Raw genomic sequence first — 25,722 nt, 5'->3', positions numbered from 1 at the left:
GCGCCGGGTTTCATTTTATCCTGAGGGGGTATTCTCGTGTTTAAGAAAATACTCGTAGCCAACCGGGGTGAAATCGCCGTCCGGATCATCAGGGCCTGCCGGGAGATGGGGATCAAAACCGTTGCCGTCTACTCCGAAGCCGACCGGGATTCCCTGCATGTCAGTCTGGCCGACGAAACGGTCTGCATTGGGGGCCCTCAGCCTGCCCAGAGCTATCTCAACATACCCAACATCATCAGCGCTGCAGAGGGGCGCGGGGCGGATGCCATTCATCCCGGCTACGGTTTCCTGGCGGAAAATCCATATTTTGCCGAAGTTTGCGAAGGGCGGGGGATCAAATTTATCGGCCCTCCTGCGTCGGCCATTACTGAGATGGGGGCCAAGGCGCGCGCCCGCCAGCTTATGGTGGAGGCGGGAGTTCCGGTAGTTCCGGGGTCATCCGGCCTTCTCGACGAGAACCTCGACATCTCGGCGGTAGCCGCCGAGATCGGCTACCCCGTAATGATCAAGGCCTCCGCCGGAGGTGGGGGGAGAGGGATGCGCATCGCCCGCAACCAGGAGGAGCTGGAAACGGCCTTAATTACTGCCCGCCAGGAAGCGGAGGCGGCCTTCGGGGACGGCAGCCTTTATTTGGAGAAGCTTATCGAGAGGCCGCGCCATATAGAGATCCAGATTCTGGCGGACGAGTACGGCCATGTGGTTCACCTCGGGGAGAGGGACTGCTCTATCCAGAGGAGAAATCAGAAGCTCGTAGAGGAAACCCCGAGTCCTGCCATCACTCCGGAGCTGAGAGAGAAGATGGGGGAGGCGGCGGTACGCGCCGCCCGGGCTGTCAAGTACACCGGTGCCGGAACGGTGGAGTTTTTATTGGATAGGGATGGGAATTACTATTTTATCGAGATGAATACCCGCATCCAGGTGGAACATCCCGTTACCGAATGGGTCACCGGGATCGATCTGGTTGTGGAAACCATCAGGCTGGCCGCAGGCGAGGAACTGGGCTACGAGCAGGAGGATGTCGAATTCCGGGGGGCTGCCCTGGAGTGTCGCATCAATGCCGAAGACCCGGAAAAAGATTTTCGCCCCTGCCCGGGCACCATCACCGAGTATCTCCCTCCAGGGGGGCCGGGGGTGCGCGTCGACAGCGGCATCTATCCCGGCTATCGGATACCGCCCTATTATGACTCTCTGCTCGCCAAGCTCATCACCTGGGGGCGAAATCGTCAGGAGGCGATCCGGAGGATGGAGCGTTCTCTCTCAGAATTCCGGATCGCAGGGGTGAAAACGACCATTGACTTTTTGCGGCGCATCATGGAAAACGAAAATTTCCGGCGCGGAGAAGTGGACACGCTATTTGTACCGATGCTTTTGGGCGAGAAATGAGATGTTTGCTTTCCATTTCCTTTTGCTGCTGGTATAATGGATTTAGAATTGGGCATAATTAGCAAGAATCTTTGAGAAAAGGGGTTGAGTTCAGGATGGAAGCTGACAGGTTTGAGGAGGCGGAACGCACTTCTTTAGGGGCAATCCGTATCGCCAACGAAGTGGTGGCGGTAATTGCCGGGCTTGCTGCCACAGAGGTTGAAGGCCTGGCGGGCATGAGCGGCGGGATTGCGGGCGGAATCGCCGAGATGCTCGGCAGGAAAAACCTGTCTCGTGGCGTCAAGGTTGAAGTTGGTGAGCGGGAGGCCGCAGTTGACCTCTATGTGATAGTTGAATTCGGCGTGCAGATCCCTGAGGTTGCGCTGAGGGTTCAGGAGAACGTAAAACAGGCGATAGAAAGCATGACCGGCCTAAAAGTGATTGAAGTCAACGTTCATGTGCAGGGAGTATCTTTTCCCGAAGCCCAGGAAGAGCAGCGGGTTAAATAGGGCGACGGAAGGGGCTTACAGATAGATGGGCATATCATACCGTTTTTTCGTTGCCGTCTTTGCCCTGTTCATTTTGCTCCTGGGAGGATGTGCCTTTGCGGTAGCCCTGGGATGGTCGCTGCCATTAACCCATCTGGAAGATTGGCTGGCGCTTCCGGGCAATCGTTGGGCGGTGGCCGCCGTCAGTGCCTTTCTTGTTCTGATGGCCCTCTGGATCCTCATGGCTGCCCTGCGCCGCCCGCGTGAACACGAGGTGATCATCCGGGAATCGCTGTTGGGCAGAATCGAGATTGCAGCAACCGCCCTGGAAAGCCTGATTCGCAGGGCCGCCCGGCAGGTGCGAGATGTACGAGAGGTCAAGCCGATCCTGCGCTCTGACCGCGAAGGCCTGGTGGTTCTCCTGCACATGAATATCAACCCCGATGCCAATCTGCCGGATATTTCCCAGGAGGTACAGGAAAGAGTGCAGGAATACCTGGAAAAGAAGGCAGGGGTTCAGGTATCTCAGGTGCAGGTGCTGATCCGGAGCGTTGCGGCTGAACAACGCCCTCGTGTGGAGTAGCCTGCGCTCCTCCAGGGAAGAGGAAGAAGGTGTTGCCAGATGTGGGACGGTAGAAGTTTTTCAGAGATCTTGCAGGAACTGCTCACGAACCACCGGGGTAAAGTGCTGGGACTGGCCCTCGGCCTGGCAGTCGGGCTGCTGATCATAACGTTCGGATTTTGGAGATCGGTTTTTATCGTCATCTGCGTTCTCATCGGCTACTTCTTAGGAAAGCGCTTTGACGAAGAGGGAAATTTGAGAGATTGGTGGGATCGCTTTTTCCGCTGACGAACTCCACCATCCGGGCAAGAAGGCGAGGAAACAAGGAGGTTCTCTATTTTGAGCAGGAGACGGGCCAGAGAACTCGCTCTGCAGGTTTTGTTTCAGGTCGACGTAGTCAGGGCGAACCCAGAAAGGGCACTGGAATATCTGCTTGCCGAGCATCAGGTCAGCGACGAAACCGCCGCCTTTGCGCGATCGCTGGTGAAGGGAACGCTGGCGAAGATACGGGAAATAGATGATTATATCAAGCGCTACTCCATTGAGTGGGATCTTCCGCGCATGGCCAACGTCGATCGCAACATACTGCGGCTCGGACTCTTTGAAATGCTCTACTACGGGAAAACCCCGCTCAATGTGGCCATTGATGAGGCCGTTGAGCTGGCCAAGACTTTCAGCGAGGAGAACTCCTGCCGATTCATCAACGGAATCCTTGGGCGCATCGCCAGAGAAGTTCCCCGGAATCCCGGCGATTAACCTTAAAGCCGGGGTTTTTTCTTTCTTGAAAACGGAAGAAACTTTCTATTGGGTGGCAGGAATTTGCATCACCGGAAACGAATATTATAAACGAATATTATACTTGTGACAGCCCTCTGACCGCTATGTTTCTTGTTTAAGGATGGCTACAACTACCATCTTTGCGCAACGGGAGCAAAATTTTCCCGGTTGCCTGCGCGTTATTGAAGCGAGAGGATGTGCAAGGGGGGGGTGAGTTAGGAGGGTATTTGATTTTTAACAACCTGTTTTCATAACAAATTTGAAGGAGGATGAAAGATGCCGGCAGAACTTTTAAAAGGTAAGCCTCTTGCAGACAAGATCAAGGCGGAAGTGGCGAAAGAGGTAGAGGAATTAAAGGCCAAAGGCGTTGCTCCGAGTCTGGTGGCTGTTCAGGTAGGGGAAAATGAAGCATCCCGGGTTTATACAAATGCTCAGAGAAAGAACGCCGAGCAGTGCGGAATCAAGTATGAGCTGCAGGAGTTGCCTGCCGATACCACCCAGGAGCAGCTGCTCAAACATATCGCCGGGCTCAATGCCGACCCCAATGTGACGGGCATTATCCTGCAGATGCCGTTGCCGCAGCATATCGATGCTAAGGTCTGTCAGTGGAGCATTGCTTACGAGAAAGATGTTGAGGGTGTAACACCGACGAATATGGGTCTGGTCACCTTCGGTAAACCCAGGCTTGTGCCCTGCACTGCCATGGGGGCTTTTGAATTGATTAAGTCCACCGGTGTCGATCTCTATGGGAAGGAAGTCGTGGTTGTCGGGCACAGCGATATCGTCGGTAAACCGGCTGCTTTGCTTTTGTTGAACAGCTTTGGAACCACAACCATTTGCCATATTGCTACAGGACAGAGAGGAATGACCGAATCACATGTAAGGCGGGCCGAAATTTTGGTTGTTGCTGTTGGAGTACCACACCTGATCAAGGGAGAGTGGATTAAGGAAGGGGCCATCGTTATCGACATCGGAATCAACCCCACCAAGGATGGCAAGATTCTGGGCGATGTGGAAACTGAGGCGGCAGCCGAAAGGGCAGCCTGGATCACTCCGGTTCCCGGTGGTGCCGGAACGGCAACAACGGCAATTTTGATGCGCAACACAGTGGAAGCAGCTAAGTGGCAGATGGAGAAAAGGTCCTGAGTTGAAAATGATATGAGCGGAGAACTGGATTATGTGGGAGGTCCAGTTCTCCTTTCCTTGTCCAAAGTCTAATAATGAAGGGGGCATTGAGATGACAGCAGTGCGTATCGCAGGGAAGGAAATGGCAGCGCAAGTCAGGGAACAGCTTTCCCGGGAGGTCGAAGAGCTGAAAAGTAAAGGCGTCACCCCCAGTATGGCCCTGATCCTGGTAGGGGATGCCGAGGATTCCGCCCTCTACGTGCGTTCCAAGGCAAAGGCCTGTGAGGGCGTTGGGGCATTTGCCGAGACCCATCACCTTGGGGCGGATACTACCCTGGAGCAGCTCCTCGATCTCATCGACAGGCTCAACAAAGATGATAAAGTGCACGGGATTCTGGTGCAGTTGCCGCTGCCGGAACACCTCCATGAGTACGAAAAACGGGTAATGGATGCCATTCTTCCGGAAAAGGATATAGATGCCTTCCACCCCGTCAACATCGGCAACATGGTGATCGGGGACGACTGTTACCTGGGAGTTACCGCCAATGCCTGTGTCAAAATCCTGGAGAACATCGGAGTGGACTTTAAGGGCAAACATGCCGTTGTCGTCGGCTGGTCGATTGAGATCGGAAAGCCCGTCACCATGATGCTCTTTGAGAAGGGATGCGCGGTGACCCTGGTGCACCCGGATGAGGACTTCGTTCCCTATACCAAACAGGCCGATATTATCATTACGGAGGTCGGGAGGCCGCGCGCCATTACCGGTGAGATGATCAAACCGGGCGCCATTGTTATCGATACCGGGGCCAACTGGGTTGAGGGGAAATCGGTGGGTGATGTGGATTACGACAGTGCCGCCGAAGTCGCCAGCTATATCACACCGGTCCCCGGCGGTGTAGGCCCGATGCGGATCATCATGCTGATCTATAACCTCGTGGAGGCGGCTAAACGCAAAGCCGGAGTTCGTTAGTGCTGAAGCGCCGGATCTATCGTGTGGGAGAGGTTACGGGATATTTACGCGATTTGCTTGAGGCCGACCCTCTGTTAAACGACCTGTGGGTGCGGGGGGAGATCTCCAATTTCAAGCGCCATCCGTCGGGACACCTCTACTTTACTTTGAAGGATAGTGATGGCAGCTTGCGCTGCATGATGTTCAGAGCGCGCAGCAGCCGCCTTCAATTTCTGCCGGCCGATGGAATGGGAGTTCTGGCGCGGGGTTATATCAGCATCTACGAACGGGATGGGCTCTGTCAGTTCTATGTAGAGGAGCTCTCTCCTGACGGACAAGGGGCGCTCTATCTAGCCTTCTGCAACCTGAAGGAGCGCCTTCAGAGGGAGGGGCTCTTTGCGCCGGAGCATAAGAAACCTCTCCCCTATCTCCCCCGGAAAATCGGCGTCGTTACTTCACCTGCTGGAGCTGCCTGGCGTGACCTGATTACGATCATCAGGCGGCGCTTTCCGGGAATGCCCGTTGTGCTGGCGCCTGCTGCAGTGCAGGGAGAACAGGCGCCGGGGGAGATCTGCGAGGCACTGGCTGCTCTCAATAAACGCTGTGATATCGATGTGATCATCGTGGGACGAGGGGGAGGTTCCTTAGAGGAGTTATGGGCCTTCAACACCGAAGAGGTGGCGCGCGCCATTTTTCGCTCTCGAATACCGGTTGTCAGCGCAGTCGGTCATGAGACCGACTACACTATTGCCGATCTGGTTGCCGATCTCCGCGCCCCTACTCCTTCTGCAGCCGCCGAAATGGTTGTTCCCTGCCGGGTGGAACTGGAAGAGAAGATCCGCCGCCTCAAGGAAAGGTTGGAAAAGGCGATCAGCGTTAATTTGAGTGTGCGGTGGGAAAGAACCCGGGCGTATTCCGAAAAAAATCTGGGCGGCTACCTAAAGAGGATCATCCGGTTGCACAAACAGGACATCAGGATCCTCAGGCTGCGTTTGGGGAGTGGGATGCGGGCGCTTTTGGATCGGTCCGCCGGAGAGACCAGAGCGCTGGCCGGGAAGCTCAATGCTTTAAACCCGCTGGCGGTGCTGGAGCGAGGGTTCAGTCTGTGCCTGAACCCGCAGACAGGCGGGATTGTTCGGGACAGCGCTGCCGTTGAAATCGGCGATACGGTGACGGTCATTCTCAGGAAAGGGAGTTTAAGCTGCCGGGTTCAGGGAAAGAAGGAGGATCCCGAGTGGAAGAACAGGAAAACCGGGAAGAGTCATTAACAGAAGAATCACTAACATTCGAAGCTGCTCTGGAGAAGCTGGGCGCTGTCGTTGCCGATCTGGAAAGGGGTGACCTTACTCTGGAAGAGGCCCTGGCCTCTTTTCAGAAGGGGGTGGGCCTGCTGCGGTATCTTGTGCAGAAGCTGGATGCCTTTGAGGAACAGGTTGAAGTGCTGCTTAAGGACTTTGAATCTAATGCACCTGCCTGGCTCGGCAACCATGATTCCGGAGGGGGTTCCCGGTGAACTGGCAGCAGGAACTCACCACCAGGGCGGACCTTATCAACAGCAGTCTGCAGTCCCTTCTGCCTCCTGCCAGCTGTTATCCTCCTGTTATTCATGAGGCCATGCGCTACAGTTCTTTTGCGGGGGGCAAACGCCTGCGCGGGGTACTCACCCTGGCGACTGCGGGGATGCTGGGGTTGGAGGAAGAGCGAGTGCTGCCGGCGGCAGCTGCCATCGAGATGATCCATACTTATTCTCTGATCCACGACGATCTCCCGGCGATGGATGATGATGATTACCGGCGTGGCAGGCCGACCTGCCATCGGGTTTTCGGAGAGGCCATCGCCATCCTGGCCGGAGATGCTCTCCTGACTCTGGCCTTTGAAACGCTCTCCCGCCTCGCCGAAGGTGGGTTTGCTTCCTCTGTAGTGCTTCAGGTCATCCAGGAGGTAGCTTCCGGTGCTGGATCCCGGGGGCTCGTCGGCGGCCAGGTGGTTGACCTGGAATCAGAAGGGAAGGATATAGAGGCCTCTGTTCTCGAGTACATTCACCGCCATAAGACAGGTGCCCTCTTCCGGGCGGCGATAAGGAGCGGCGCTATTTTGGCAGGTGCAGGGGATAAGGAGCTGACAGCGCTTACCGGGTATGCCGAGGCCTTCGGACTGGCCTTCCAGATCACCGACGACATTTTGGACCTTGCCGGGAGTGAGGAGAAGCTGGGGAAGAAGACCGGACGCGATCTGGCCAGAGGAAAGGTTACCTATCCCGGGCTGTTCGGGATGAAAAAGGCGCGGGAAATGGCGGCATGCCAGGTGGAAAAGTGTCTGATGAGCCTGGCCGTTTTTGGTCCGGAAGCAGAATTCCTCAGGGAAGCAGCGCTTTATCTCCTTTCTCGCCAAACTTGAGCCCTTTGCCGGCGTTCATCATGGCTTTCGGCCCGTTCCGCCTTTTAACAAGTTCAACTGCTTCTGCTGTTATTTGTTTAGTGTATCTATTTGTGTTATAATAACGCGCATAAAGCCGGTAAAGCCCGGCTGTACGTGAGGAAACAGCAGGTGGTGCAGTATTCTAGTCGCTGAGACCTGCTTCAAAGGCGGGCCTAAAAATCCGTCAAGGGCACATCGATGAAGTTCCTGGTGCTGGCTTTCAACGCCCAGTTGGGGGCTTGTGCTGGGAGTTAAGGAGAAAGGGCGATCTACAATGGCATGTAGGCGTTGACCCTTTCTCCGCGGAGGCTCAAGTTCGTGGGATAAAACCTACGGCTTTGAGTTAAACCTGCATGCGGTGCCAGATGAGCGCTGTGTGCAGTGTAGCCTGCCTTGAGTGGTGCTGGTGGATGCCGTAAAAAGGCTTTTTGACCGCAAGGGCCCTGCGGAAAAAGCCTGTGCTGAAACCTTCACTGCAAAAGAGGCTAGAAGCCGGTCGAAGCGTTGAGGAAAACTCCTAGACTGTCTGCCCTGCCGGCAGCATCTGTCGGGGATTAAAGTGTGGACTAAGTGGTAATCTAGCCCTGTTACCGGCAACGGAACAGAACGGGCTTAAAGGGGAACCACCAGAACGGCGACGTTCTGGCGCCTCGTTGGGAAAACCTGCTAGACCTAAGCCACAATATTTACCCGGCAGGTGACCACCTGCAGATATTGTTTTATGTTATTTAAGGGTTGGAGGATGAGGTGATAACCTTACCCCAACCTCTTTATATAATTTTCCCGGTTGCATTTATGCATTGATGGAGGAGATGAATGTCAGATCAAGGCAAATGGCTGCGCCGCGCTCTCAGCAACGCACTTCTAACCTTTGTGCTTAGCATCCTCTTCAGCTATCTGTCAGATCTCTTACTGGGCAGGATCACAGCTCTTTTGTTAGGGTTCGTCATATTATTGATTGTTATACTTATCGGTGTTCTATTTGACATTATCGGTTTTGCTGCTGCGGCGGCGGACGTCGGCCACATGAATGCCAGGGCGGCCAATAAGGTATGGGGTGCGCGGCAGGCAGTTAAATTGATCAAGAACGCCGATCAAGTGGCGATCTTCTGTAATGACGTCATGGGTGATATCTGCGCCACGGTCGGCGGTGCCGTCGGGGTAGCCATCGTATTCCGGTTGCTTGCCGGTCATCCCGGTCTCGATACGACCTTGTTGATGACGTTGATGACAGGCCTGGTCGCTGCATTGACTGTGGGAGGTAAAGCGATAGGTAAAGGTTTTGCGCTTAATGAGGCTACTGAGGTCATGTTCCGAATCGGTCAGATAGCTGCTTGGATAGAAAAAATAACAGGATACGAGTTCTTCTGTCCGGTGAAGAAAAAGGTGAAGAATTGTGATTCTTGAAAAGATTAACGCCCCTTCTGATCTGCGCGGTCTGACCTTGCCCGAACTGGAGAAACTGGCGGAGGAGATCAGGTCTTTTTTATTGAAGGTGGTCTCGCGAACCGGCGGACATCTTGCCCCGAACCTGGGAGTCGTAGAGTTGGCCATTGCCCTTCATTATGTCTTTGAATCCCCACGTGATAAGATCATCTGGGATGTGGGGCATCAGTGCTATGTACATAAGATCCTCACCGGCCGCAGGGACAAAATGGAAACGCTGCGGCAGTACAAGGGATTGAGCGGTTTCCCGCGATGCTCCGAAAGTGACCATGACTGCTTTGAAACCGGGCACAGCAGCACCTCCATTTCCGCAGCCTTGGGCTTTGCCATCGCCCGCGATCTCAAGGGGGAACAACACTCCGTCCTGGCGGTGATCGGGGATGGGGCGCTGACTGGAGGGATGGCTTTTGAAGCCCTAAATCACGCCGGGCAGTTAGGTACCCGTTTAATTGTCGTCTTAAATGACAATGAGATGTCTATCAGCAGAAATGTCGGAGCTCTGGCAAACTACCTCAGCAGACTGCGCACCGATCCTCTCTACTACCGCAGCAAGGAAGAGATTAGGGACGTGCTCCGCCGCATCCCCAATATCGGTCCGCGTGTTTTCAAAGCTGTAGAGCGCTTTAAAGACAGCTTTAAATACCTGCTCGTTAACGGAATTCTCTTTGAGGAGCTCGGGTTTACGTACCTGGGGCCGATAGACGGGCATAATATCGGGCTCTTGATACAGGTTATGGAGCGAGCCAAGGGGTTGCCGGGCCCCGTTCTGCTACATGTCTCTACTGTCAAAGGAATGGGTTACCCCCCTGCTGAAAAATATCCCAACAGGTTTCACGGAATCGGTGCCTTTGATTTAGCAACTGGTGAGCCTCACCCTCCTGGACCTGCTCCGAGTTTCACTGAGGTTTTCGGTGCCACAGTTGTTCGACTGGCGGAGCGCCATCCCTACCTGGTGGCAATCTCTGCCGCTATGACCGATGGTACGGGGTTGCGTGATTTTGCAGAACGATACCCGGACCGCTTTTTTGACGTGGGGATTGCCGAAGAGCATGCCGTCACCCTGGCCGCCGGCCTGGCCAAGGCCGGATGCCTTCCTGTAGTTGCCATTTACTCGACGTTTTTACAGCGGGCCTACGATCAGATTGTGCACGATGTTGCCCGGCAAAAGCTGCACGTGGTATTTGCGCTCGATCGCGGCGGAATTGTGGGTGATGACGGGGAAACCCATCAGGGGATCTTCGACCTTTCTTATTTGCGGCATATACCGGGAATGACCGTGATGGTTCCTAAGGATCAGAGTGAACTGGTGGCGATGCTCAAAAGTGCCATCGACTATCCGGGGCCTGTGGCCATCCGTTATCCTCGAGGGGCTGGCCCCTTGATCGAGGTGGAGATGGACCCCACGGCCCTGCCTCTCGGCAGGGGAGAGGTGCTTCGGAGAGGCCGGGACGTGGTAATATTTGCCGTTGGGCCTCTTGTTTACCATGCTCTGGAAGCGGCAGCAATGCTGGCAGATGAAGGGAAGGATGTTGCCGTCGTCAACTGCCGTTTCGTCAAACCGCTTGATGAGGATCTGATTCTGGACTGGGCGCTGAAGACGGAAAAGGTCTTGACGCTGGAGGAAAATGTTCTGGCGGGGGGATTTGGTAGCGCAGTGCTGGAGCTGCTGGCGGCTCGCAATTATCGCGGTGAAGCAGCCTGCCTCGGTGTGCCCAACTGCTTTCTAGAACACGGGGATCCCCGCATCCTGCGGGAGGCTTTGGGGCTTGACCCTGCGGGGATTGCCAGATTTATCAGGTCGAAGGGTTGGTAAGGAGTGGGAGGCAGGAAGAAGCGACTTGATCAGCTTCTCGTTGAAAAGAATTATTTCTCCAGCCGTGAGCAGGCTCGGCGGGCGATTATGGAAGGTGTCGTTTTCTACCGGGGGCAGCGTATTGAAAAACCAGGCACGTTCGTGGACCCTGAGGGTGAGATCGAAGTTAAAAGAGATCCCTGCCCCTTCGTCAGCAGGGGTGGGCTCAAACTGGATGCAGCGCTGGATGAATTCGGAATAGATATCGGCGGCCGGGTAGTCCTGGATGCCGGGGCCTCTACGGGGGGATTTACCCAATGCCTTCTCAGGCGGGGAGCTATGCGGGTTTTTGCCGTTGATGTCGGCTACGGCCAGCTTGCCTGGGAGCTGCGCCGCGACCCTCGGGTCGTCGTCCTGGAGAGGACCAATTTGCGCTATCTTACCCCGGAAAAGCTGGGGACAAAGGTAGACCTTGTTACTCTGGATCTTTCCTTTATTTCTCTAGAAAAGGTTTTCCCCGCCGTCAGAGAGCTGCTGAGAGATGAGGGAGAGGTTGTCGCCCTTGTGAAGCCCCAATTCGAAGCCGGCCGGGCTCTCGTAGGTAAGGGGGGAATTGTCAGGGCACCGGAAACTCATTGTAGGGTTTTGGAAAAGGTCATCGCCGATGCCAGGGGAAGCGGTTTTCTCATGAAAGGTGTTACTCATTCACCGCTGCTGGGAGCGGAAGGCAACCTGGAATTTTTCTTATGGCTGGTGGCCGGAGAAGAGAAACATTCCGAACAAGGGTTAGTGGAACGGGAACTATCGGAAATGGTTCGCACCGTTGTTCTGAGAGCACACGATCTGCTGTTGAACAAGGGTGGCGGTGCCAGGTAGCTGGGAGGAAAAGATGAAACGGATAGGTTTGGTTGTTAATTATCGAAAGGCACGAGGCGGAAGATTTCTCGATATTTTAAAAGGATGGTTCGAACAGCGGGGGATCAGTGTTGTTCTGCCCCGCTATATCGAAACCGGTGAGCCGAGTTACGGTTGTCCTCTTCTTGAGTTCACCGAAGACGTGGATATTATCATGTCTCTCGGCGGGGACGGGACACTTTTGGGAGTGGCACGCCAGGTGGCCGAGAAGGGGACTCCGATCCTGGGTGTCAACCTCGGCCAGTTGGGCTTCCTCACCGACCTGGAAATGCCCGACCTCTATCCTTCCCTGGAAAAACTTTTGAAGGGTGATTATAAAATAGAGCCGCGCATGATGCTGGCCGCCGAGGTGCTGCGGGAAGGTTCTAGGGTGGCCAACTTTGTCGCCTTGAATGATGTCGTTATCAACAAGGGTCCGATATCCCGCATCATCAGGCTGGAGACCTATGTTGGAAACGATTACCTGGCTACCTACCGGGCGGATGGAATTATCATTGCTTCTCCGACCGGTTCTACCGCTTATTCCCTTTCGGCTGGAGGTCCTATCGTCAATCCGGAGCTGGAAGTGATGATCGTAACCCCCATTTGCCCGCATTCCCTTTATGCCCGTCCGTTCATCCTTTCCCACAATCAGGAGATCAGGGTAGTTCTGAAGTCCGATTCCCCCGAGAATATGGTGACGATTGACGGGCAGATCGGTTACCCTTTGCAGAAAAACGATTGTGTGATTATCCGGAAGGCTGCTGTTTATACCAATTTGGTGAAGGTCAAAGGAAGGTCGTTTTCCGAAGTTTTGCGACTGAAGATGCGGGAGGGAAACCGCTAGTTAGAGATTTTTAATTTAAGGAGGACAGGAACTCCTTTGAAACTGCGACGGCAGCAGATGATTCTGGAAATCATAGAGGAAAAACCAGTTGCGACACAGGAGGAGCTGGCCGAAGAGCTGCTGGCAAGGGGAATTAAAACCACTCAGGCCACCATCTCCCGGGACATCAAAGAGCTGCAGCTGGTCAAGGTTCCGGTTGGGCCTAATGTTTACCGCTACGCCCGGCCGCACAAGCTGGAGCCACCGCGCAGTAATGAGCGCCTTCGCCGGCTTTTCAGGGAAAACGTAGTCAAAGTTGATTTCAGTGAAAACCTGGTGCTCATCAGAACCCTCCCTGGTGCTGCTCAGGGGGTTGCCTCAGCCCTCGACCATGCCGGCTGGAAGGAGATCATCGGAACGGTGGCCGGTGATGACACAATTCTCGTTATCGTCAAGCCGCGGGATGTGGTGGTTCAAGTGGTGGAACGCCTGGAATCACTATTGAGGTGAGGTCGAAGGTGCTAGTCCAGCTCGTCATCAGAGACTTTGCCCTGATCGATTATGTGGAGCTTCATCCCGGACCGGGGTTAAATGTTTTAACTGGGGAAACCGGTGCCGGCAAGTCAATTATCGTTGATGCCATGAATCTGCTGGTGGGTGGCCGGGCATCTACGGAACTGGTGCGCACAGGCGCAGAAAAGGCCTGTGTTGAAGGGCTTTTTGATTGTACAGATTACCTGCACGTCGCCGAAAAGCTGGTCGAACTCGGGGTTCCCGTCAGTGAGGACGGAACCCTGTTGCTTTCTCGGGAAGTGGTGCGGGAGGGGAGAAGCCTTTGCAGGATAAACGGGAGGATAGTCCCCCTGGCAATGTACCGCTCGCTGGGGGAACTGCTGGTGGATCTGCACGGGCAACATGAGCATCAGTCTCTCTTGCGCGTAGGCCAGCACGGTGAGTTGCTCGACCGTTACTGCGGGCGTGAAGTTCTGCAGCAGCGTTCACTCGTTGCCGATCTGTACCGGCGCCTTGTAATGGTGAAGGAGGAATACGAACAGCAACAGGCTCATGAGGCAGAAGTAACGCGCCACCTGGAATATCTGCGGTTCGCTGTGGCGGAAATCGACCGCCTTAAGCCGCGCCCCGGCGAGGAAGAGGAGCTGCAGCAGGAGAGGGAGCGCTTCCGCTGCGGTGAAAAACTGGCCGGTCTGGTCAAGGAAGCTCTGGAGGAACTGGCAGGCGGCGGCAGAACTGCTCCTGCCTACGATCTTCTGAGCAGCGCCGCCCAGAAGCTGCAGGAGATAGGGAAGCTTGACGGTTCCATGGAGGAGCTTTGTTATGAGTTGAATGATATCGTTTACAGGCTGGAGGATGTCGTTGAAAGGCTGAGGTCCTACCAGGACAGACTGGAATTTGACCCTCAGCGCGCCCAGGAGGTGGAGGACCGGCTTTTTGCCCTGCGGGGACTGATGCGCAAGTACGGGAATTCCCTCGCTGAGGTTTGCGCCTTTCGGGAACAGGCCGCGGCCGAGATCGAGGGAATGGAGGGGGCAGCCGGACGGAAGGAGGCCCTGGCAGACGAATACCGGCGTTTGACAAAGGAGTATGATGCCGAGGCTAAAAAACTGTCCTCATTAAGGCGTGCCGGTGCGAAGCGTTTTGTTGCCGCCGTTCTCAGGGAATTGGAAGGTTTGGGCATGGAGAATGCCCGCCTGGAAATCGGCTGGAAGGTGTTAAGCGACCCCGGGCCTAAAGGATATGATGAGGTCGAGTTTCTGTTCAGCGCCAACCCGGGCGAGCCCTTGAAGCCTCTGGCTAAAATAGCCTCAGGAGGCGAAATGTCGCGCGTTATGCTGGCACTAAAGGTGATTCTGGCGGAAAATGACCGTATACCTACTCTGATTTTCGATGAAATCGATGCCGGGATCGGAGGGTTGACGCTGCAGGCGGTGGGCGAGCGCCTGGTTGCTGTGGCCGGGGGGAAGCAGGTGTTGTGTGTCACCCATGCACCGCAGATCGCGGGGAGGGGGCAGAGGCATTTTCGCGTTGAAAAGACCTTTTCGGGGGAGAGGACGTGTGTTTCCGTTCGCCTGCTTCAAGAGGAGGAGAGGATCGACGAGCTGGTGAGAATGCTCGGTAATTCCGGCAAGAAGGAAATTGCCCGGAAGCACGCCCGGGAGATTCTGAATAGCAATTTGTCTGTGAATAAAACAGGAAGGTAGAGGTTAATTTAATCCTAAGAGGATACGGCTCGGAGGAACAGCCCAACAAAAGACTGAGGAGTGAGGCAACATCAAAGCCAGCGATCGCCTGAGAATTCCCGGTCTTTTTTTCTTTGTGCTAGTTGCAGTGACCGGATATCTCTTCCTGTTTCAGATAAGAGCTGTGATACCCCCTCTCATACGTATTAATGTGGGAGAGAAAGTTGAGCTGGGAACCCTTTTCCCGGATTATCTTGCCAAAAGGATTTTCGCTCTTATAGACGATGGAGAGGGAAACCTGATCTGGGAGGAAGAGGGGTTTTTGCTCGGCAGTACCCAGGCCGCAATGGAAAAAGCACCTATTGCTGCGGCACCAGGCCTTTTCAAGCTTGAACTGCGTCTTTTTGGGTTCGTTCCTCTAAAAAAAGTTATCCTTCAGGTAATCACACCGGTAAAGGTGATGGCCGGAGGGCAGTCGATTGGCGTCATCTTGAACTCCACCGGGGTACTGGTTGTAGGGTATTCGAATATCCCTGGAGTGCTGGGTACCGGATCCTGTCCGGCACGAGAGGCGGGAATTATGCCCGGCGATCTCATTATTAAAGTCGAAAACGCAACGGTTCACAGCGATGTTCAGATGAGTTTTTTGATCGACGAACTGGCCCGGAAACGGGAACAGATCCGGCTGCAGGTAAAACGCGGGGGGCACCTTCGGGAGTACTGGGTGAAACCGGAATTCTGTCGGGACACGCGGCGCTACCGGATCGGGCTTCTCGTCCGTGACGGTGCTGCCGGAGTAGGGACACTTACTTTTTATGAAGCCCAAACGAAGAAGTTCGGTGCCCTCGGACATGAGATTACGGATTCCGAGAGCGGAAGAGCCCTGGATCTCAGCGATGGGAAGATCGTCATGGCATCGGTGCAGGGAATTCAAAAAGGGGAAAGGAGCCGCATTGGGGAGAAAATAGGGGTCTTTTTTAATGAGAGCGGTGTTTCGGGAAGTATCACCAAAAACACAAAATACGGCATCTTCGGCACGCTTCATCGAGACTTAACGAATCCTTTTTTCTCCCATCCTCTGCCTGTCGCCATGAGCAGTCAGGTGCATGAGGGCACTGCTACCATGCTTACGGTGTTGAGCGGTGAAACCATCGAGGCGTTTCAAATTTACATAAAGACTGTCTTCCCCAGACCGCGCCCCGACGGCAAGTCGTTTATTATTGAAATAACCGATCCCGATCTGCTGCGCCGGACTGGAGGGATTATTCGGGGAATGAGCGGCAGCCCCATCATACAGAACGGGAAGCTGGTTGGAGCGGTTACCCATGTTTTCGTCAATGACCCCAAGCGCGGCTACGGGGTGCTGGCCGAGCTGATGCTGGAAGAAGTGGGGTTGATCCCGGCGACGAAGAACAGCGCGCCAAACAGCTTGCTGCTGAATAAAGATGCAAAACCGTTTTTAAAGCCCGCCTACTACCCCCGTTGTTCTCCGCTTTGAGCTCGACTGAAGTAAAATGGCCTCAATAATCCACAGCGTAAATCCACGGCTCCACGTTTAGCCATCTTTTTCCATAATTCGAAGCAGGATATTGGTACTCATCCGTCGAATCTACAAATGAGAAAATATAGAAAATAAGGTAACCATGTTATTAGGGGGCGAAACTGCATGGCAAGTAAGGTAAAAATCATGATTGTCGATGATAATCGGGAATTTTGTGAGATTTTAAAGGAATATTTCGATGGAGTTGAGGATTGTGAGGTTTGCGGCGTTGCTTATGACGGAGTGCAGGCTTTGGAGATGCTGCAGCAGGAAATGCCGGATGTTATGATTCTCGATCTGATCATGCCTCATCTCGACGGAATTGGAGTTCTTGAAAAGCTTGCCATGGATTATGATGACAATCGCCCGAAAGTGATCATCCTCACCGCTTTCGGGCAGGAGGCCATGACCAAGCGAGCGGTGGAGTTGGGAGCGAACTATTACATCTTAAAGCCGTTTGATCTGGAGGTGCTTGCCAATCGGGTGCGGCAGTTGGCGAACAACCAAATAGAGCCGGTCCGCAATTCCTCCCAGCCGCGGGTGCGCAACCTGGATGTTGAAGTGACGAACCTGATTCACCAGATGGGGGTTCCCGCCCATGTGCGCGGGTATCAGTATATAAGAGATGCCATCATTATGGTCGTCGAGGAGACAAGTTTGCTGGGAGCCGTCACAAAAGAGCTCTATCCGGCGATAGCGGAGAAATACAACACGACACCGAGTCGGGTCGAAAGGGCGATTCGCCACGCCATTGAATTGGCCTGGGATCGCGGCAATGTGGAGCTGATGAATAAGTTCTTTGGCTATACGATCGACGTGGAGCGCGGAAAACCAACCAACTCGGAGTTTATTGCCATGGTAGCCGACCGCCTGCGGGTGGGAGCCAAGGTCAGTTGAGGCTTCCAGCTTGCACCTGATCGGCGTTTGGTTTAAAATCGAAGACGAGGAAAAACGGTTTACGGCGGTGTGGTACGATGGTTATTAAAGGAATTGCCAAGGTTGATAAGAGGACAAAAAACCTCATCAAGCGCTTGCGCACCCATGAAATTGCAGTTATCGACCATGCCGACCTTGATGAGCTGGCAGCTGAGAGTATCGTTAACTGCCGCCCGAAAGCGGTAATAAATGCCAGTCGATCAATTACAGGCAGATATCCGAATGCGGGTCCTCTGACTCTACTCAAGGCAGGGGTCCCGCTTCTTGATGCGGCGGGTTCCGCGGTTATTGAAGAGATCCATGACGGGGATGAAGTGGTCATTAGGGGGGAAGAAGTCTTTTGCGGTGGCAGGTTAATCGCAAGGGGTAGATGGCTTTCAGAACTTGAGGTAAGGGCCAAAATGGAGGCCACGAAAAAGAATATCAAGCAAGAACTAGCCAAATTCGTGGAAAACACCCTTGATTATGCCCGCAGAGAGCAGGGGCTGATTTTAGGGGATTATCCCGTACCCCGCCTGCGCACAAAGCTCCAGAATCGGCATGCCCTCGTCGTGGTGAGAGGCCAGGGTTATCATGAAGATATTATCACCATTAAATCCTACATCGATGAGGTCAAGCCGGTGCTGATCGGTGTGGACGGAGGTGCCGATGCCCTTTTGGAACTCGGCTACCGACCCGACCTCATCGTTGGTGACATGGATAGTGTTTCCGACGAAGCACTGCTGTCAGGTGCCGAGATTGTCGTGCATGCCTATCCCGACGGCAGGGCGCCGGGGCTGGCCAGGATCGAAAAGTTGGGATTGCCGGCTGTGCTCTTCCCGGCTCCCGGCACCAGTGAGGACATCGCCCTGCTGCTGGCCTATGAAAAAGGGGCGGAGCTGATTGTGGCTGTTGGCACCCACTCCAACATGATTGACTTTTTAGAGAAGGGTCGCTCCGGCATGGCCAGTACTTTTTTGGTAAGGCTGAAGGTCGGCTCGATACTGGTGGACGCCAAAGGGGTCAGCAAACTCTATCGGCAGAGGCTGCAACCGCGGCACTTAGCGCAGATTTTTCTGGCGGCGATGCTCCCGCTGTTCGTGGTCGTTATGGTATCGCCAGCAACGAGGGGTTTTCTCAAGCTCCTGATTATGCAGATCAAGCTGCTGTTGCGGATTTGATGAGGGAAGGAGACTTGAACTTGATTTTTGACATCAGGCATCATATTGCTTCCCTGGTCGCTATCTTTCTTGCCCTTGGTATAGGAATCGTAATCGGGACTTCGATGATCGGCAGCGAAGCCATAACCAAACAACAGGAAAAGATAATCAACAGCATCGAGCGAGAGTTTACCGTATTGAGGGAGGAAAACAAGAAAAACGCCGAAGCATTGATCCAGGCTCAGGAAGTGATGGCAAACCAGAAAAAGTTCAATGAAGCGGTTCTTCCTGTCTTGGTGCGCGGTAAATTGCAAGATCGGAGGATCGCCATAGTTGACCTCAACTATCGTAAAGAACATGACAGTCTGGTGAGTGTGCTGCGTTCCGCAGGGGCCGATGTCCGGTCAATAACGGTCGTTAATTTGATGCTCCTGAGAGATCAGCAGTTAAACAGGCAGGTTGCTGCTTTCCTGGGAAGAAGCGAGGAGGTGGCGCCCGACAGGTACCTGCCCGACTTTGCGCGGCTTCTCGCAGCAGCCGTCCTCAGCGGCGGGAATGAGGATTTCGTGCGTTTTCTCGACGAGAGTGAAATTATTAAAGTTTCCGGGGTGTACGGCCCCCCGCTGCAAGAGGTGATCCTCATCGGGGGAAGCAATGATAAGGAGCAGGATTACGCCAAAGTATTTGATTTGAATATGATTGAGGTCTGGAAGGATGCGGGTATTAATGTTTATGGGGTTGAGGATAGCAATGCTCTGATTTCTTACATGCGCTATTATCAAAGCGCCCGGATATCGACTGTGGATAATATCGATACCGTCTTCGGTCAGGTTGCCCTGGTCCAGGCCATGAGCGGCTATCCCGGACAGTACGGGATCAAGGAAACTGCCGATGCTTTCCTCCCTCCGCTGGAATAAGGATGTGACATTTCTTGATTTCCGTGTTAATTCCTGCCTATAATGAAGAAGAGTCTATCGGGAGGACGGTTAGAGCGGTAATTAAAGCACCTGGGGTGCGGCAGGTGCTGGTGGTTGATGACGGGTCCCAAGATGATACCGCTTCCCGGGCCGCCGATGCCGGTGCCGAAGTGCTGCGTCTTCCCTATAACGTTGGAAAGGGAGGTGCCCTTAACAAGGGGGTGCCCTACCTGAGTCAGCCTGTTGTCGCCCTGCTCGATGGAGACCTGGGCGAAAGCGCCAGGGAATTGGAGGTTTTGGCCCGGCCGGTCCTGGAGGGGGAGGCGGATCTGACCATTGCTACCTTCCCTCCGGTTAAAAACCCAGGCGGCTTTGGGCTGGTGAAGGGGTTGGCAGGTGGTGGTATCAGGTTATTGACGGGCCTGCGTCTGACGGCACCGCTGTCAGGCCAGCGGGTAATGCGGCGGGAGGTGCTTCAAGCCGTCGTTCCCTTTGCCTCTGGTTACGGGGTTGAGGTGGCGATGACGGTGCGGGCGGCGCTTCGCGGCTTCCGCATTCTGGAGGTTCCTACAATGATGACACACCGTCACACCGGGAGAGATTGGGCGGGGTTTTGCCATCGCGGAAGGCAGTTTTGGCATGTTTTCTTGGTGCTGGCGGGTATCTTTATGAGTAAGGTGTTGCGGAAAGAGGTGTGATTTTTGGAACTTCTCATCGGGGGTGGATTGGGTTGGCTTCTAACCCTGCTGTTGCTCCCCTTTTTTTTGAGGTTCTTGCAGGAGAACGGATCTGCCTGCCTTAACTACCGCGGCCATCTCATTCCTGTGGGAACGGGTCTGGTTTTTGTTTTCGTTTATCTGCTTGAGGCCTTTCTTCTCTTCCGCTGGCATGCAACCCCGAAGGTTGCCTTCTTCCTGCTGGGGATGATTTTTTTTGCCTTTCTCGGGTTCATCGACGACCTGCTGGGGTCTCGCGGCAGTAAAGGGCTGAGAGGGCATTTCGGAGCCCTCTTCCGCGGGCGGCTGACAACAGGAACCCTGAAGGCCCTCGGTGGTGGTGTGGCTGCTCTGCTGGTTGCTGCCGGCAGTCTGGCCGGACGGCCGCTGTGGGAAAATATAACCGCTGCCGTATTGATAGCCCTGACGGCGAACACCATCAACCTTCTGGATTTGCGCCCGGGGAGGGCGGTCAAGGTTTCTCTGTTGTGGTTTTTAATTCTCCTGGTAGGTTTCAGGGGGGATAGCGATTTGCTTTTGCTTGCCCCTCTGGCAGGTGGTCTGTGCGCCTATGCTCCCTGCGACCTGCGGGGGAAGGCGATGCTCGGGGATACCGGTTCCAATCTGATCGGTGCAGGACTGGGGATGGTCACGGCCTGGGTGTTGCCGTTTTCCACCCAGCTGCTGGTTGTCGCCATCTTGATCCTGCTGCACCTGTTTACCGAGAAGTATTCCCTCACAGAGATTGTTGAGAGGAATCGCTTCCTGCGCTTCCTGGACCGCCTGGGAAGAAGGGGTGAAGAGGCAAAAGGAGGTAATGATGATGTGTGATTCTGCGAATATCAATGAAGAGAGGCTGGCGCAGGAATTTATTAGAATTGCGGAGATCCCTTCACCCTCGTACAGGGAACGGGATCTCGCAGATTATCTGAAAGGGCGGCTGCAGAAGCTGGGCCTTGATGTCGAAGAGGATGATGCGGCGGAAAAGATCGGCGGCAATTGTGGGAATTTGCTGGCACGCCTGCCAGGGGAGGAGCGGTATCCGGCCCTTCTTTTTTGTTCCCATCTGGATACGGTAACTCCTGCAGAAGGGGTTAAAGTAATCCTCGAGAACGGCGTTTTTCGCAGCCGCGGGGATACCGTTCTGGGAGGGGACGATAAGGCGGGGATCGCTGCGCTCCTGGAGTTTTTGGATATGCTGAGGGAGAGTTCTCACCCCCACGGCACTCTGGAAATACTCTTTACAGTTGGAGAGGAACAAGGCCTCCTGGGAAGCAGGAACTTTGACTGCAGCCGATTGAAGGCGCGGTTCGGCTACGTTTTGGACTCCAGCGGCAAGCCGGGAGCGATCGTCACGGCCGCCCCGGCACAGAACGTCTTCCATGTAACCGTGAGGGGAAAAGCCGCCCATGCAGGTTTCGAGCCGGAAAAAGGTGTAAATGCCATTAAAATCGCCAGTGAGGTAATCGCCCGCTTGCAGCTGGGAAGGATCGACGCGGAAACGACGGTCAATATCGGGGTTATTAAGGGGGGCAAGGCCACCAATATCGTCCCTGATGCCGTTTTCATCCAGGGGGAGGCCAGAAGCCTGGATCGAAAAAAGCTGGAGGCTTTAACGGCGGAAATCGTGGCCGAATTCGAAAGCGTATCGAAGTTCCCTGGGGCCAGAGGTGAGGTGCGCGTCACCAGGGAGTATCCGGAATACCGGTTAGCTCCGGAGCAGCCGGTGGTGCAGTTCGCTTCCCAAGCCATTTCCCGGGCCGGTCTTGAAGTGCGGCTGGAAACGAGCGGGGGAGGGAGTGACGCCAACATCTTCAACGCCATCCCCGGACTTGCGGTGGCCAATCTGGCCGTGGGAATGCAACAGGCACACACCACCGAAGAGTACCTGGAGCTGGAGGATTTGGTCGCCGTTGTGCGCATCCTCTGGGAGATGCTCAAGTTGAGCACCGAAGGGGAGGGGTCGGCCTTTGATTTTCTGGAAAAAGGGTAGGATAAGCCGGGTTTTGCGCTCAGAACGGGACATTCAGGAGCTGTTGGTGGAGTGTGAGGGAGTGCCCTGCCGGGCCTGGAATTACCCTCTGCTGACCGGGGAAGCGAGGGTCGGGGATGAAGTCTATTTGAATACCACCGCCGTGCAGTTGGGGCTGGGGAGCGGCGGATATCATTTTGTTATCGCCAATTTGAACCGCCTCCCTCACTTCCCGGAGGAGCCCGGCCACATCATGAAGCTGCGCTACACCCCTTGCCAGCTTAAGGTGTTGAGCGTCGAGGAGGAAGCCAGTCCGCATCATGGGCGGATCAGGGATTTTTCATCCTTAAATGGGACTCCGGTGATCGTCGGAACACTCCACAGCATGCTCGCCCCTGCTGTTGCCGGCTGCCTGTCAGAAGCGAAGAAAGGGATCCGAATTGCCTACGTCATGACCGACGGGGCCGCCCTTCCGCTGGCCCTCAGCAGTACGGTGCGCATCCTAAAAAGAAAGGGGATGTTGGCAGGTACCGTCACCGCCGGCCACGCCTTTGGAGGGGACCTGGAGAGTGTGAATATCTATTCCGGCTTGATAGCGGCATATACGGTTTTCCAAGCGGATGTGATTGTCGTTACCATGGGGCCGGGAATTGTAGGGACGGGGACGAATTGGGGGACGACGGCGCTGGAACAGGGGGAGATTGTTAATGCCGTCAGCGTTCTCGGAGGGCAACCGGTGGTTATCCCCAGGATCAGCTTTGCCGACCCCCGCCCGCGGCACCGAGGGGTAAGCCATCACACCCTGACCGCGCTGGGAAAAGTCGCCCTCAGGCAGGCTGTCGTTGTTCTTCCCGAGATGCCAGCCCCTCAGTACGAGCTGGTCGAGGAGCAGCTGGCGTTGGAAGGCATCCTTTCCCGGCACCGGGTGATCACGGTTGACGGCAGCCCCGCCCTCAAGCTTTTAGAACAGGAAGGCATTACCGTACGCAGCATGGGAAGAACCCCTGCGGAGGACCCTGCCTTTTTTCTCGCCGCAGGAGCTGCAGGCCGGTTTGCAGCTGGAAATCTTTAAAGCCTTCGACGGTCGGCTATTGAGCCACTTAAGAAAGAGTCCACAAAGAATTTTGCTAAGAGAAGGGAGAAGAAATTCATGAATAAAGACCCTGAAGCCAGGCTCAAAGAGAGGCACCTTTCTAGTGAACGGGTTTATGATGGGAGCTTCATCAAAGTCCGGGTGGATACTGTGTGGCTGCCGGATGGGGAAAGGGCGAAGAGAGAGGTGGTCGAACACCCCGGTGCCGTAGCCATCCTCCCTCTGACCGAGCGGAAAGAGGTCGTAATGGTGCGGCAGTACAGACATGCTACCGGTGAAGTGCTGCTGGAACTTCCCGCCGGAAAGAGGGAAGGGGATGAAGAACCGCTGGCCTGTGCCAGAAGGGAACTGGAGGAGGAAACAGGGCTTACTGCTTCTCAGTGGCGGGTTCTCTTTTCTTTTTACACATCCCCCGGTTTCTGCGATGAACTGATCTATCTGGTGCTCGCCAAAGGGCTGTCCCAGGGGGAGGCCCATCCGGATAGTGGAGAATTCATTGATACCGTCACAGTTCCGGTGGACGAGGCCAAGAGAATGGTTTTTTCCGGAGAGATCAAGGACGCCAAGACCGCCATTGGGATTCTTGCTCTCGAGGCAATGGGGGAGGTATAGGTGCTCGCCGGGTTTTTTGCGGATCTCCACATCCACATCGGCCGCACAAAAGAGGGGTTTCCCGTCAAGGTGACTGCGGCGCGCTCTCAGACGCTCCGTCTGGTACTGGAGGAGGCGGTATCGAGAAAAGGGCTTGACTTCGTCGGGATTGTCGATGCTGCCTGTCCCAGGGTCTGCCGGGAGCTTGAAGAGATGGTAGCGGAGGGCGAATTGAGAGAGCTGCCGGGAGGTGGTCTGCGCTGGCGAGAGAGCCTCACGGTAATCCCGGGGGCTGAGGTGGAGGTAACAGAAGAGGGCGGTTGTTCGGCCCACTGGCTGGGATACTTCCCGGGTCTCAAAGAGCTGCGCTCTTTCTCTGAATTTTTGGCTGAGCGTGTTGCCAACCCGGAATTGAGCACCCAGTGCTGCCGGTTGCCGGCGCGGCTCTTGCTGCCCGAAGTGCTGGCACGCTCCGGCATCTTCATGCCGGCCCATGCTTTTACACCTCATAAAGGGGTTTACGGTCAGTGCACGGCGAGGTTGGAACCTCTGCTGGGGAAGAGGTGCTTTCAGAAGATCTCCGCCCTGGAGCTGGGTTTGAGTGCCGATACCGCTCTGGCCGATCGCCTGGAAGAACTGGGGGGTATCTCCTATTTGAGTAATTCCGATGCCCATTCCCTGAAAAACCTGGGACGGGAGTATAATCTTCTGCTGTTGGAAGAACCCGACTGGAGTGAACTGAACAAGGCCCTGCAGGGGAGGGAAGGGAGACGAATCGCTGCCAACTACGGTCTCGATCCCAGGTTGGGCAAGTACCACCGGACCTTTTGCCTTTCCTGCGGGAGGATAGCCGGGGAGCCCTATCCTGTCATTGCCTGTAGTGCCTGCGGAAGCTCCCATGTGGTCAAGGGAGTGCTCGACCGCATCTGGGAGATTCAGGACAGGGAAACCCCTCTTCATCCACCGATGCGCCCCCCTTATTATCACCAGGTTCCTCTGCTCTTTCTGCCTGGTGTGGGACCGAAGACGGTTTCCAGGCTCCTGGAGCGGTTCGGAACAGAGATCGATGTGCTGCACAGGGTGGCTTTTAAGGAGCTTGTGGACGCGGTAGGGGAAAGAACGGCCACGCTCATCCAGCAGGCACGCCTGGGAAAGCTGGCTATTGCAGCCGGTGGAGGTGGAATTTACGGGAGGGTTTCGTTGGTGAGGAGTGAGAAGGGTGAGGGAAGGTTATAGAAGGCTCCTGACCGTAACCGCCGATGCCAGCGGCGCCTACATGGCAGCCCTGGCCGGTCAGGTGGTCGTTATCGTGGATGTTATCGATATGAGCACAACGCTGGAGGTTGCTCTTCAAAACGGGGCCGCCCTGGTGCTGGGTGCGAGCCCTGTTCCCTCAAGGGCACCGGTGCCGGTCAACCCTGCTGCCGTGGGGAGGTATGCGGCGGATGCCGCCGCTAAACTGGGGGCAGAGGTCGTCGTTATAGCCGAGCCGCGGGTCGGCAAGGTAGAGGAGCGCCAGGAGAGAAGCTCGGGTCTGCTCAAGGGGCTGCGCAGCGCAGGAATCCGGGAGGCCGGCATTTACCCCAACCTCGGGGCGGAGACGGGGAAATTGGTGGATTTTCGAAATAAGGTTGTGGTTGCCGTTACCGATTGCGGTGGAGCGGCGTTCGATGCCGCTTTTAATGCCGGTGCTCCGGTAATAACGGGAACGGTGGCGCGCACACCGGGATGTACAGGGTGGGAGAACGCCCGCTCTGCTGTGGAGAGAGCGCTGCGGCTGGCCGAAAAAGAGGGAAGGGGGATTGCTATTGTTGCCTCCAGCGGCAAATCGGCGGAGGATGTGCTGGCCACCCACTACCTGGCGGAGCGTCTCAGAGAGAGCGGTTTTTGCTGCCATGTAATCGGTTGATGCTTCCCGGCATAAACTTCTCTGTAGGAAGATTTTTTATTTTTCTTCCAAGAATCTGCCGGGAGAGGTAAA

27 protein-coding genes are annotated in these 25,722 nt (G+C 55.1%); all 27 read left to right on the top strand.

Translation table 11 applies throughout. The annotated features are described in order from the left end of the window. Positions 1 to 36: 36 nt before the first annotated feature. The 27 genes from accC (at position 37) to TPH_RS08040 (ending at position 25,650) form a co-directional block, all read left to right on the top strand. Positions 37 to 1,383, top strand: coding sequence for an acetyl-CoA carboxylase biotin carboxylase subunit (gene accC / locus TPH_RS08170; protein WP_015050722.1), 1,347 nt, complete (start codon positions 37 to 39; stop codon positions 1,381 to 1,383). 95 nt (positions 1,384 to 1,478) lie between these two features. Next, a complete protein-coding gene (locus tag TPH_RS08165; RefSeq protein WP_015050721.1) occupies positions 1,479 to 1,871 on the top strand; it encodes an Asp23/Gls24 family envelope stress response protein in 393 nt (130 codons plus the stop codon). 25 nt (positions 1,872 to 1,896) lie between these two features. Continuing rightward, a complete protein-coding gene (gene amaP / locus TPH_RS08160) occupies positions 1,897 to 2,433 on the top strand; it encodes an alkaline shock response membrane anchor protein AmaP (RefSeq protein ID WP_015050720.1) in 537 nt (178 codons plus the stop codon). Positions 2,434 to 2,472: 39 nt separating this feature from the next. Beyond that, on the top strand, positions 2,473 to 2,700 hold the full coding sequence (locus TPH_RS08155) for a DUF2273 domain-containing protein (RefSeq protein WP_015050719.1): 228 nt from the start codon (positions 2,473 to 2,475) through the stop codon (positions 2,698 to 2,700). A gap of 51 nt (positions 2,701 to 2,751) precedes the next feature. Beyond that, positions 2,752 to 3,168, top strand: coding sequence for a transcription antitermination factor NusB (gene nusB / locus TPH_RS08150; RefSeq protein WP_015050718.1), 417 nt, complete (start codon positions 2,752 to 2,754; stop codon positions 3,166 to 3,168). Between the two features lie 297 nt (positions 3,169 to 3,465). Then, positions 3,466 to 4,335 carry a bifunctional 5,10-methylenetetrahydrofolate dehydrogenase/5,10-methenyltetrahydrofolate cyclohydrolase gene (locus tag TPH_RS08145; RefSeq protein ID WP_015050717.1) on the top strand — a complete coding sequence of 290 codons (870 nt, stop codon included), beginning with the start codon at positions 3,466 to 3,468 and terminating at the stop codon, positions 4,333 to 4,335. A 91-nt stretch (positions 4,336 to 4,426) separates the two neighbouring features. Then, positions 4,427 to 5,284: a bifunctional 5,10-methylenetetrahydrofolate dehydrogenase/5,10-methenyltetrahydrofolate cyclohydrolase gene (locus tag TPH_RS08140; RefSeq protein ID WP_028990951.1), complete on the top strand. Its 858-nt coding sequence runs from the start codon at positions 4,427 to 4,429 to the stop codon at positions 5,282 to 5,284. Further along, complete coding sequence (xseA, locus tag TPH_RS08135) at positions 5,284 to 6,531, top strand: exodeoxyribonuclease VII large subunit (protein ID WP_015050715.1); 1,248 nt, start codon at positions 5,284 to 5,286, stop codon at positions 6,529 to 6,531. Before TPH_RS08140 ends, xseA begins: the two co-directional genes overlap by 1 nt. Then, positions 6,498 to 6,776: an exodeoxyribonuclease VII small subunit gene (gene xseB / locus TPH_RS08130; RefSeq protein WP_015050714.1), complete on the top strand. Its 279-nt coding sequence runs from the start codon at positions 6,498 to 6,500 to the stop codon at positions 6,774 to 6,776. Before xseA ends, xseB begins: the two co-directional genes overlap by 34 nt. Further along, the gene (locus tag TPH_RS08125; protein ID WP_015050713.1) at positions 6,773 to 7,660 is read left to right on the top strand and encodes a polyprenyl synthetase family protein; all 888 of its coding nucleotides are present in this window, start codon (positions 6,773 to 6,775) and stop codon (positions 7,658 to 7,660) included. The genes xseB and TPH_RS08125 overlap by 4 nt, the downstream gene beginning before the upstream one ends. 837 nt (positions 7,661 to 8,497) lie before the next feature. Beyond that, complete coding sequence (locus TPH_RS08120; RefSeq protein ID WP_015050712.1) at positions 8,498 to 9,088, top strand: hypothetical protein; 591 nt, start codon at positions 8,498 to 8,500, stop codon at positions 9,086 to 9,088. After that, the gene (gene dxs / locus TPH_RS08115; protein WP_428837356.1) at positions 9,081 to 10,940 is read left to right on the top strand and encodes a 1-deoxy-D-xylulose-5-phosphate synthase; all 1,860 of its coding nucleotides are present in this window, start codon (positions 9,081 to 9,083) and stop codon (positions 10,938 to 10,940) included. Before TPH_RS08120 ends, dxs begins: the two co-directional genes overlap by 8 nt. A gap of 3 nt (positions 10,941 to 10,943) precedes the next feature. Next, a complete protein-coding gene (locus TPH_RS08110; RefSeq protein ID WP_028990952.1) occupies positions 10,944 to 11,795 on the top strand; it encodes a TlyA family RNA methyltransferase in 852 nt (283 codons plus the stop codon). Positions 11,796 to 11,808: 13 nt separating this feature from the next. Continuing rightward, a complete protein-coding gene (locus tag TPH_RS08105) occupies positions 11,809 to 12,660 on the top strand; it encodes an NAD(+)/NADH kinase (protein ID WP_015050709.1) in 852 nt (283 codons plus the stop codon). Positions 12,661 to 12,696: 36 nt separating this feature from the next. Next, a complete protein-coding gene (gene argR, locus TPH_RS08100) occupies positions 12,697 to 13,149 on the top strand; it encodes an arginine repressor (protein ID WP_015050708.1) in 453 nt (150 codons plus the stop codon). 8 nt (positions 13,150 to 13,157) lie between these two features. Then, positions 13,158 to 14,858, top strand: a complete 1,701-nt coding sequence (recN, locus tag TPH_RS08095) for a DNA repair protein RecN (protein ID WP_015050707.1) — start codon at positions 13,158 to 13,160, stop codon at positions 14,856 to 14,858. Positions 14,859 to 15,048: 190 nt separating this feature from the next. Continuing rightward, positions 15,049 to 16,335, top strand: coding sequence for a SpoIVB peptidase (gene spoIVB / locus TPH_RS08090; RefSeq protein WP_148275882.1), 1,287 nt, complete (start codon positions 15,049 to 15,051; stop codon positions 16,333 to 16,335). Positions 16,336 to 16,503: 168 nt separating this feature from the next. Beyond that, entirely contained in the window at positions 16,504 to 17,274 is a 771-nt protein-coding gene (gene spo0A / locus TPH_RS08085; protein ID WP_015050705.1) for a sporulation transcription factor Spo0A, read from the top strand. 77 nt (positions 17,275 to 17,351) lie between these two features. Beyond that, positions 17,352 to 18,473 carry a putative cytokinetic ring protein SteA gene (gene steA, locus TPH_RS08080; RefSeq protein WP_015050704.1) on the top strand — a complete coding sequence of 374 codons (1,122 nt, stop codon included), beginning with the start codon at positions 17,352 to 17,354 and terminating at the stop codon, positions 18,471 to 18,473. A gap of 14 nt (positions 18,474 to 18,487) precedes the next feature. Next, positions 18,488 to 19,369 (top strand): copper transporter, encoded by an 882-nt coding sequence (locus tag TPH_RS08075; RefSeq protein ID WP_158502677.1) that lies wholly within the window; start codon positions 18,488 to 18,490, stop codon positions 19,367 to 19,369. Between the two features lie 23 nt (positions 19,370 to 19,392). After that, positions 19,393 to 20,067, top strand: coding sequence for a glycosyltransferase family 2 protein (locus tag TPH_RS08070; protein WP_236608867.1), 675 nt, complete (start codon positions 19,393 to 19,395; stop codon positions 20,065 to 20,067). A gap of 3 nt (positions 20,068 to 20,070) precedes the next feature. After that, positions 20,071 to 20,916: a glycosyl transferase family protein gene (locus TPH_RS08065; protein WP_015050701.1), complete on the top strand. Its 846-nt coding sequence runs from the start codon at positions 20,071 to 20,073 to the stop codon at positions 20,914 to 20,916. Further along, on the top strand, positions 20,903 to 22,078 hold the full coding sequence (locus tag TPH_RS08060; protein ID WP_201764432.1) for a M20/M25/M40 family metallo-hydrolase: 1,176 nt from the start codon (positions 20,903 to 20,905) through the stop codon (positions 22,076 to 22,078). The genes TPH_RS08065 and TPH_RS08060 overlap by 14 nt, the downstream gene beginning before the upstream one ends. After that, positions 22,056 to 23,129 carry a DUF3866 family protein gene (locus TPH_RS08055; protein WP_015050699.1) on the top strand — a complete coding sequence of 358 codons (1,074 nt, stop codon included), beginning with the start codon at positions 22,056 to 22,058 and terminating at the stop codon, positions 23,127 to 23,129. The genes TPH_RS08060 and TPH_RS08055 overlap by 23 nt, the downstream gene beginning before the upstream one ends. 78 nt (positions 23,130 to 23,207) lie before the next feature. After that, complete coding sequence (locus tag TPH_RS08050; RefSeq protein WP_015050698.1) at positions 23,208 to 23,762, top strand: NUDIX domain-containing protein; 555 nt, start codon at positions 23,208 to 23,210, stop codon at positions 23,760 to 23,762. Continuing rightward, positions 23,763 to 24,977, top strand: a complete 1,215-nt coding sequence (locus tag TPH_RS08045; RefSeq protein WP_015050697.1) for an endonuclease Q family protein — start codon at positions 23,763 to 23,765, stop codon at positions 24,975 to 24,977. It abuts the gene before it with no gap. Continuing rightward, positions 24,961 to 25,650: a hypothetical protein gene (locus TPH_RS08040; protein WP_015050696.1), complete on the top strand. Its 690-nt coding sequence runs from the start codon at positions 24,961 to 24,963 to the stop codon at positions 25,648 to 25,650. The genes TPH_RS08045 and TPH_RS08040 overlap by 17 nt, the downstream gene beginning before the upstream one ends. Positions 25,651 to 25,722 lie beyond the last annotated feature (72 nt).

Origin of the sequence: Thermacetogenium phaeum DSM 12270 (assembly GCF_000305935.1) — a bacterium.
GTDB classification, from domain to species: Bacteria; Bacillota; DSM-12270; order Thermacetogeniales; family Thermacetogeniaceae; genus Thermacetogenium; species Thermacetogenium phaeum.
Note: the sequence above shows the minus strand (reverse complement) of the source record. Positions and strands in the feature narration are given on the sequence as shown.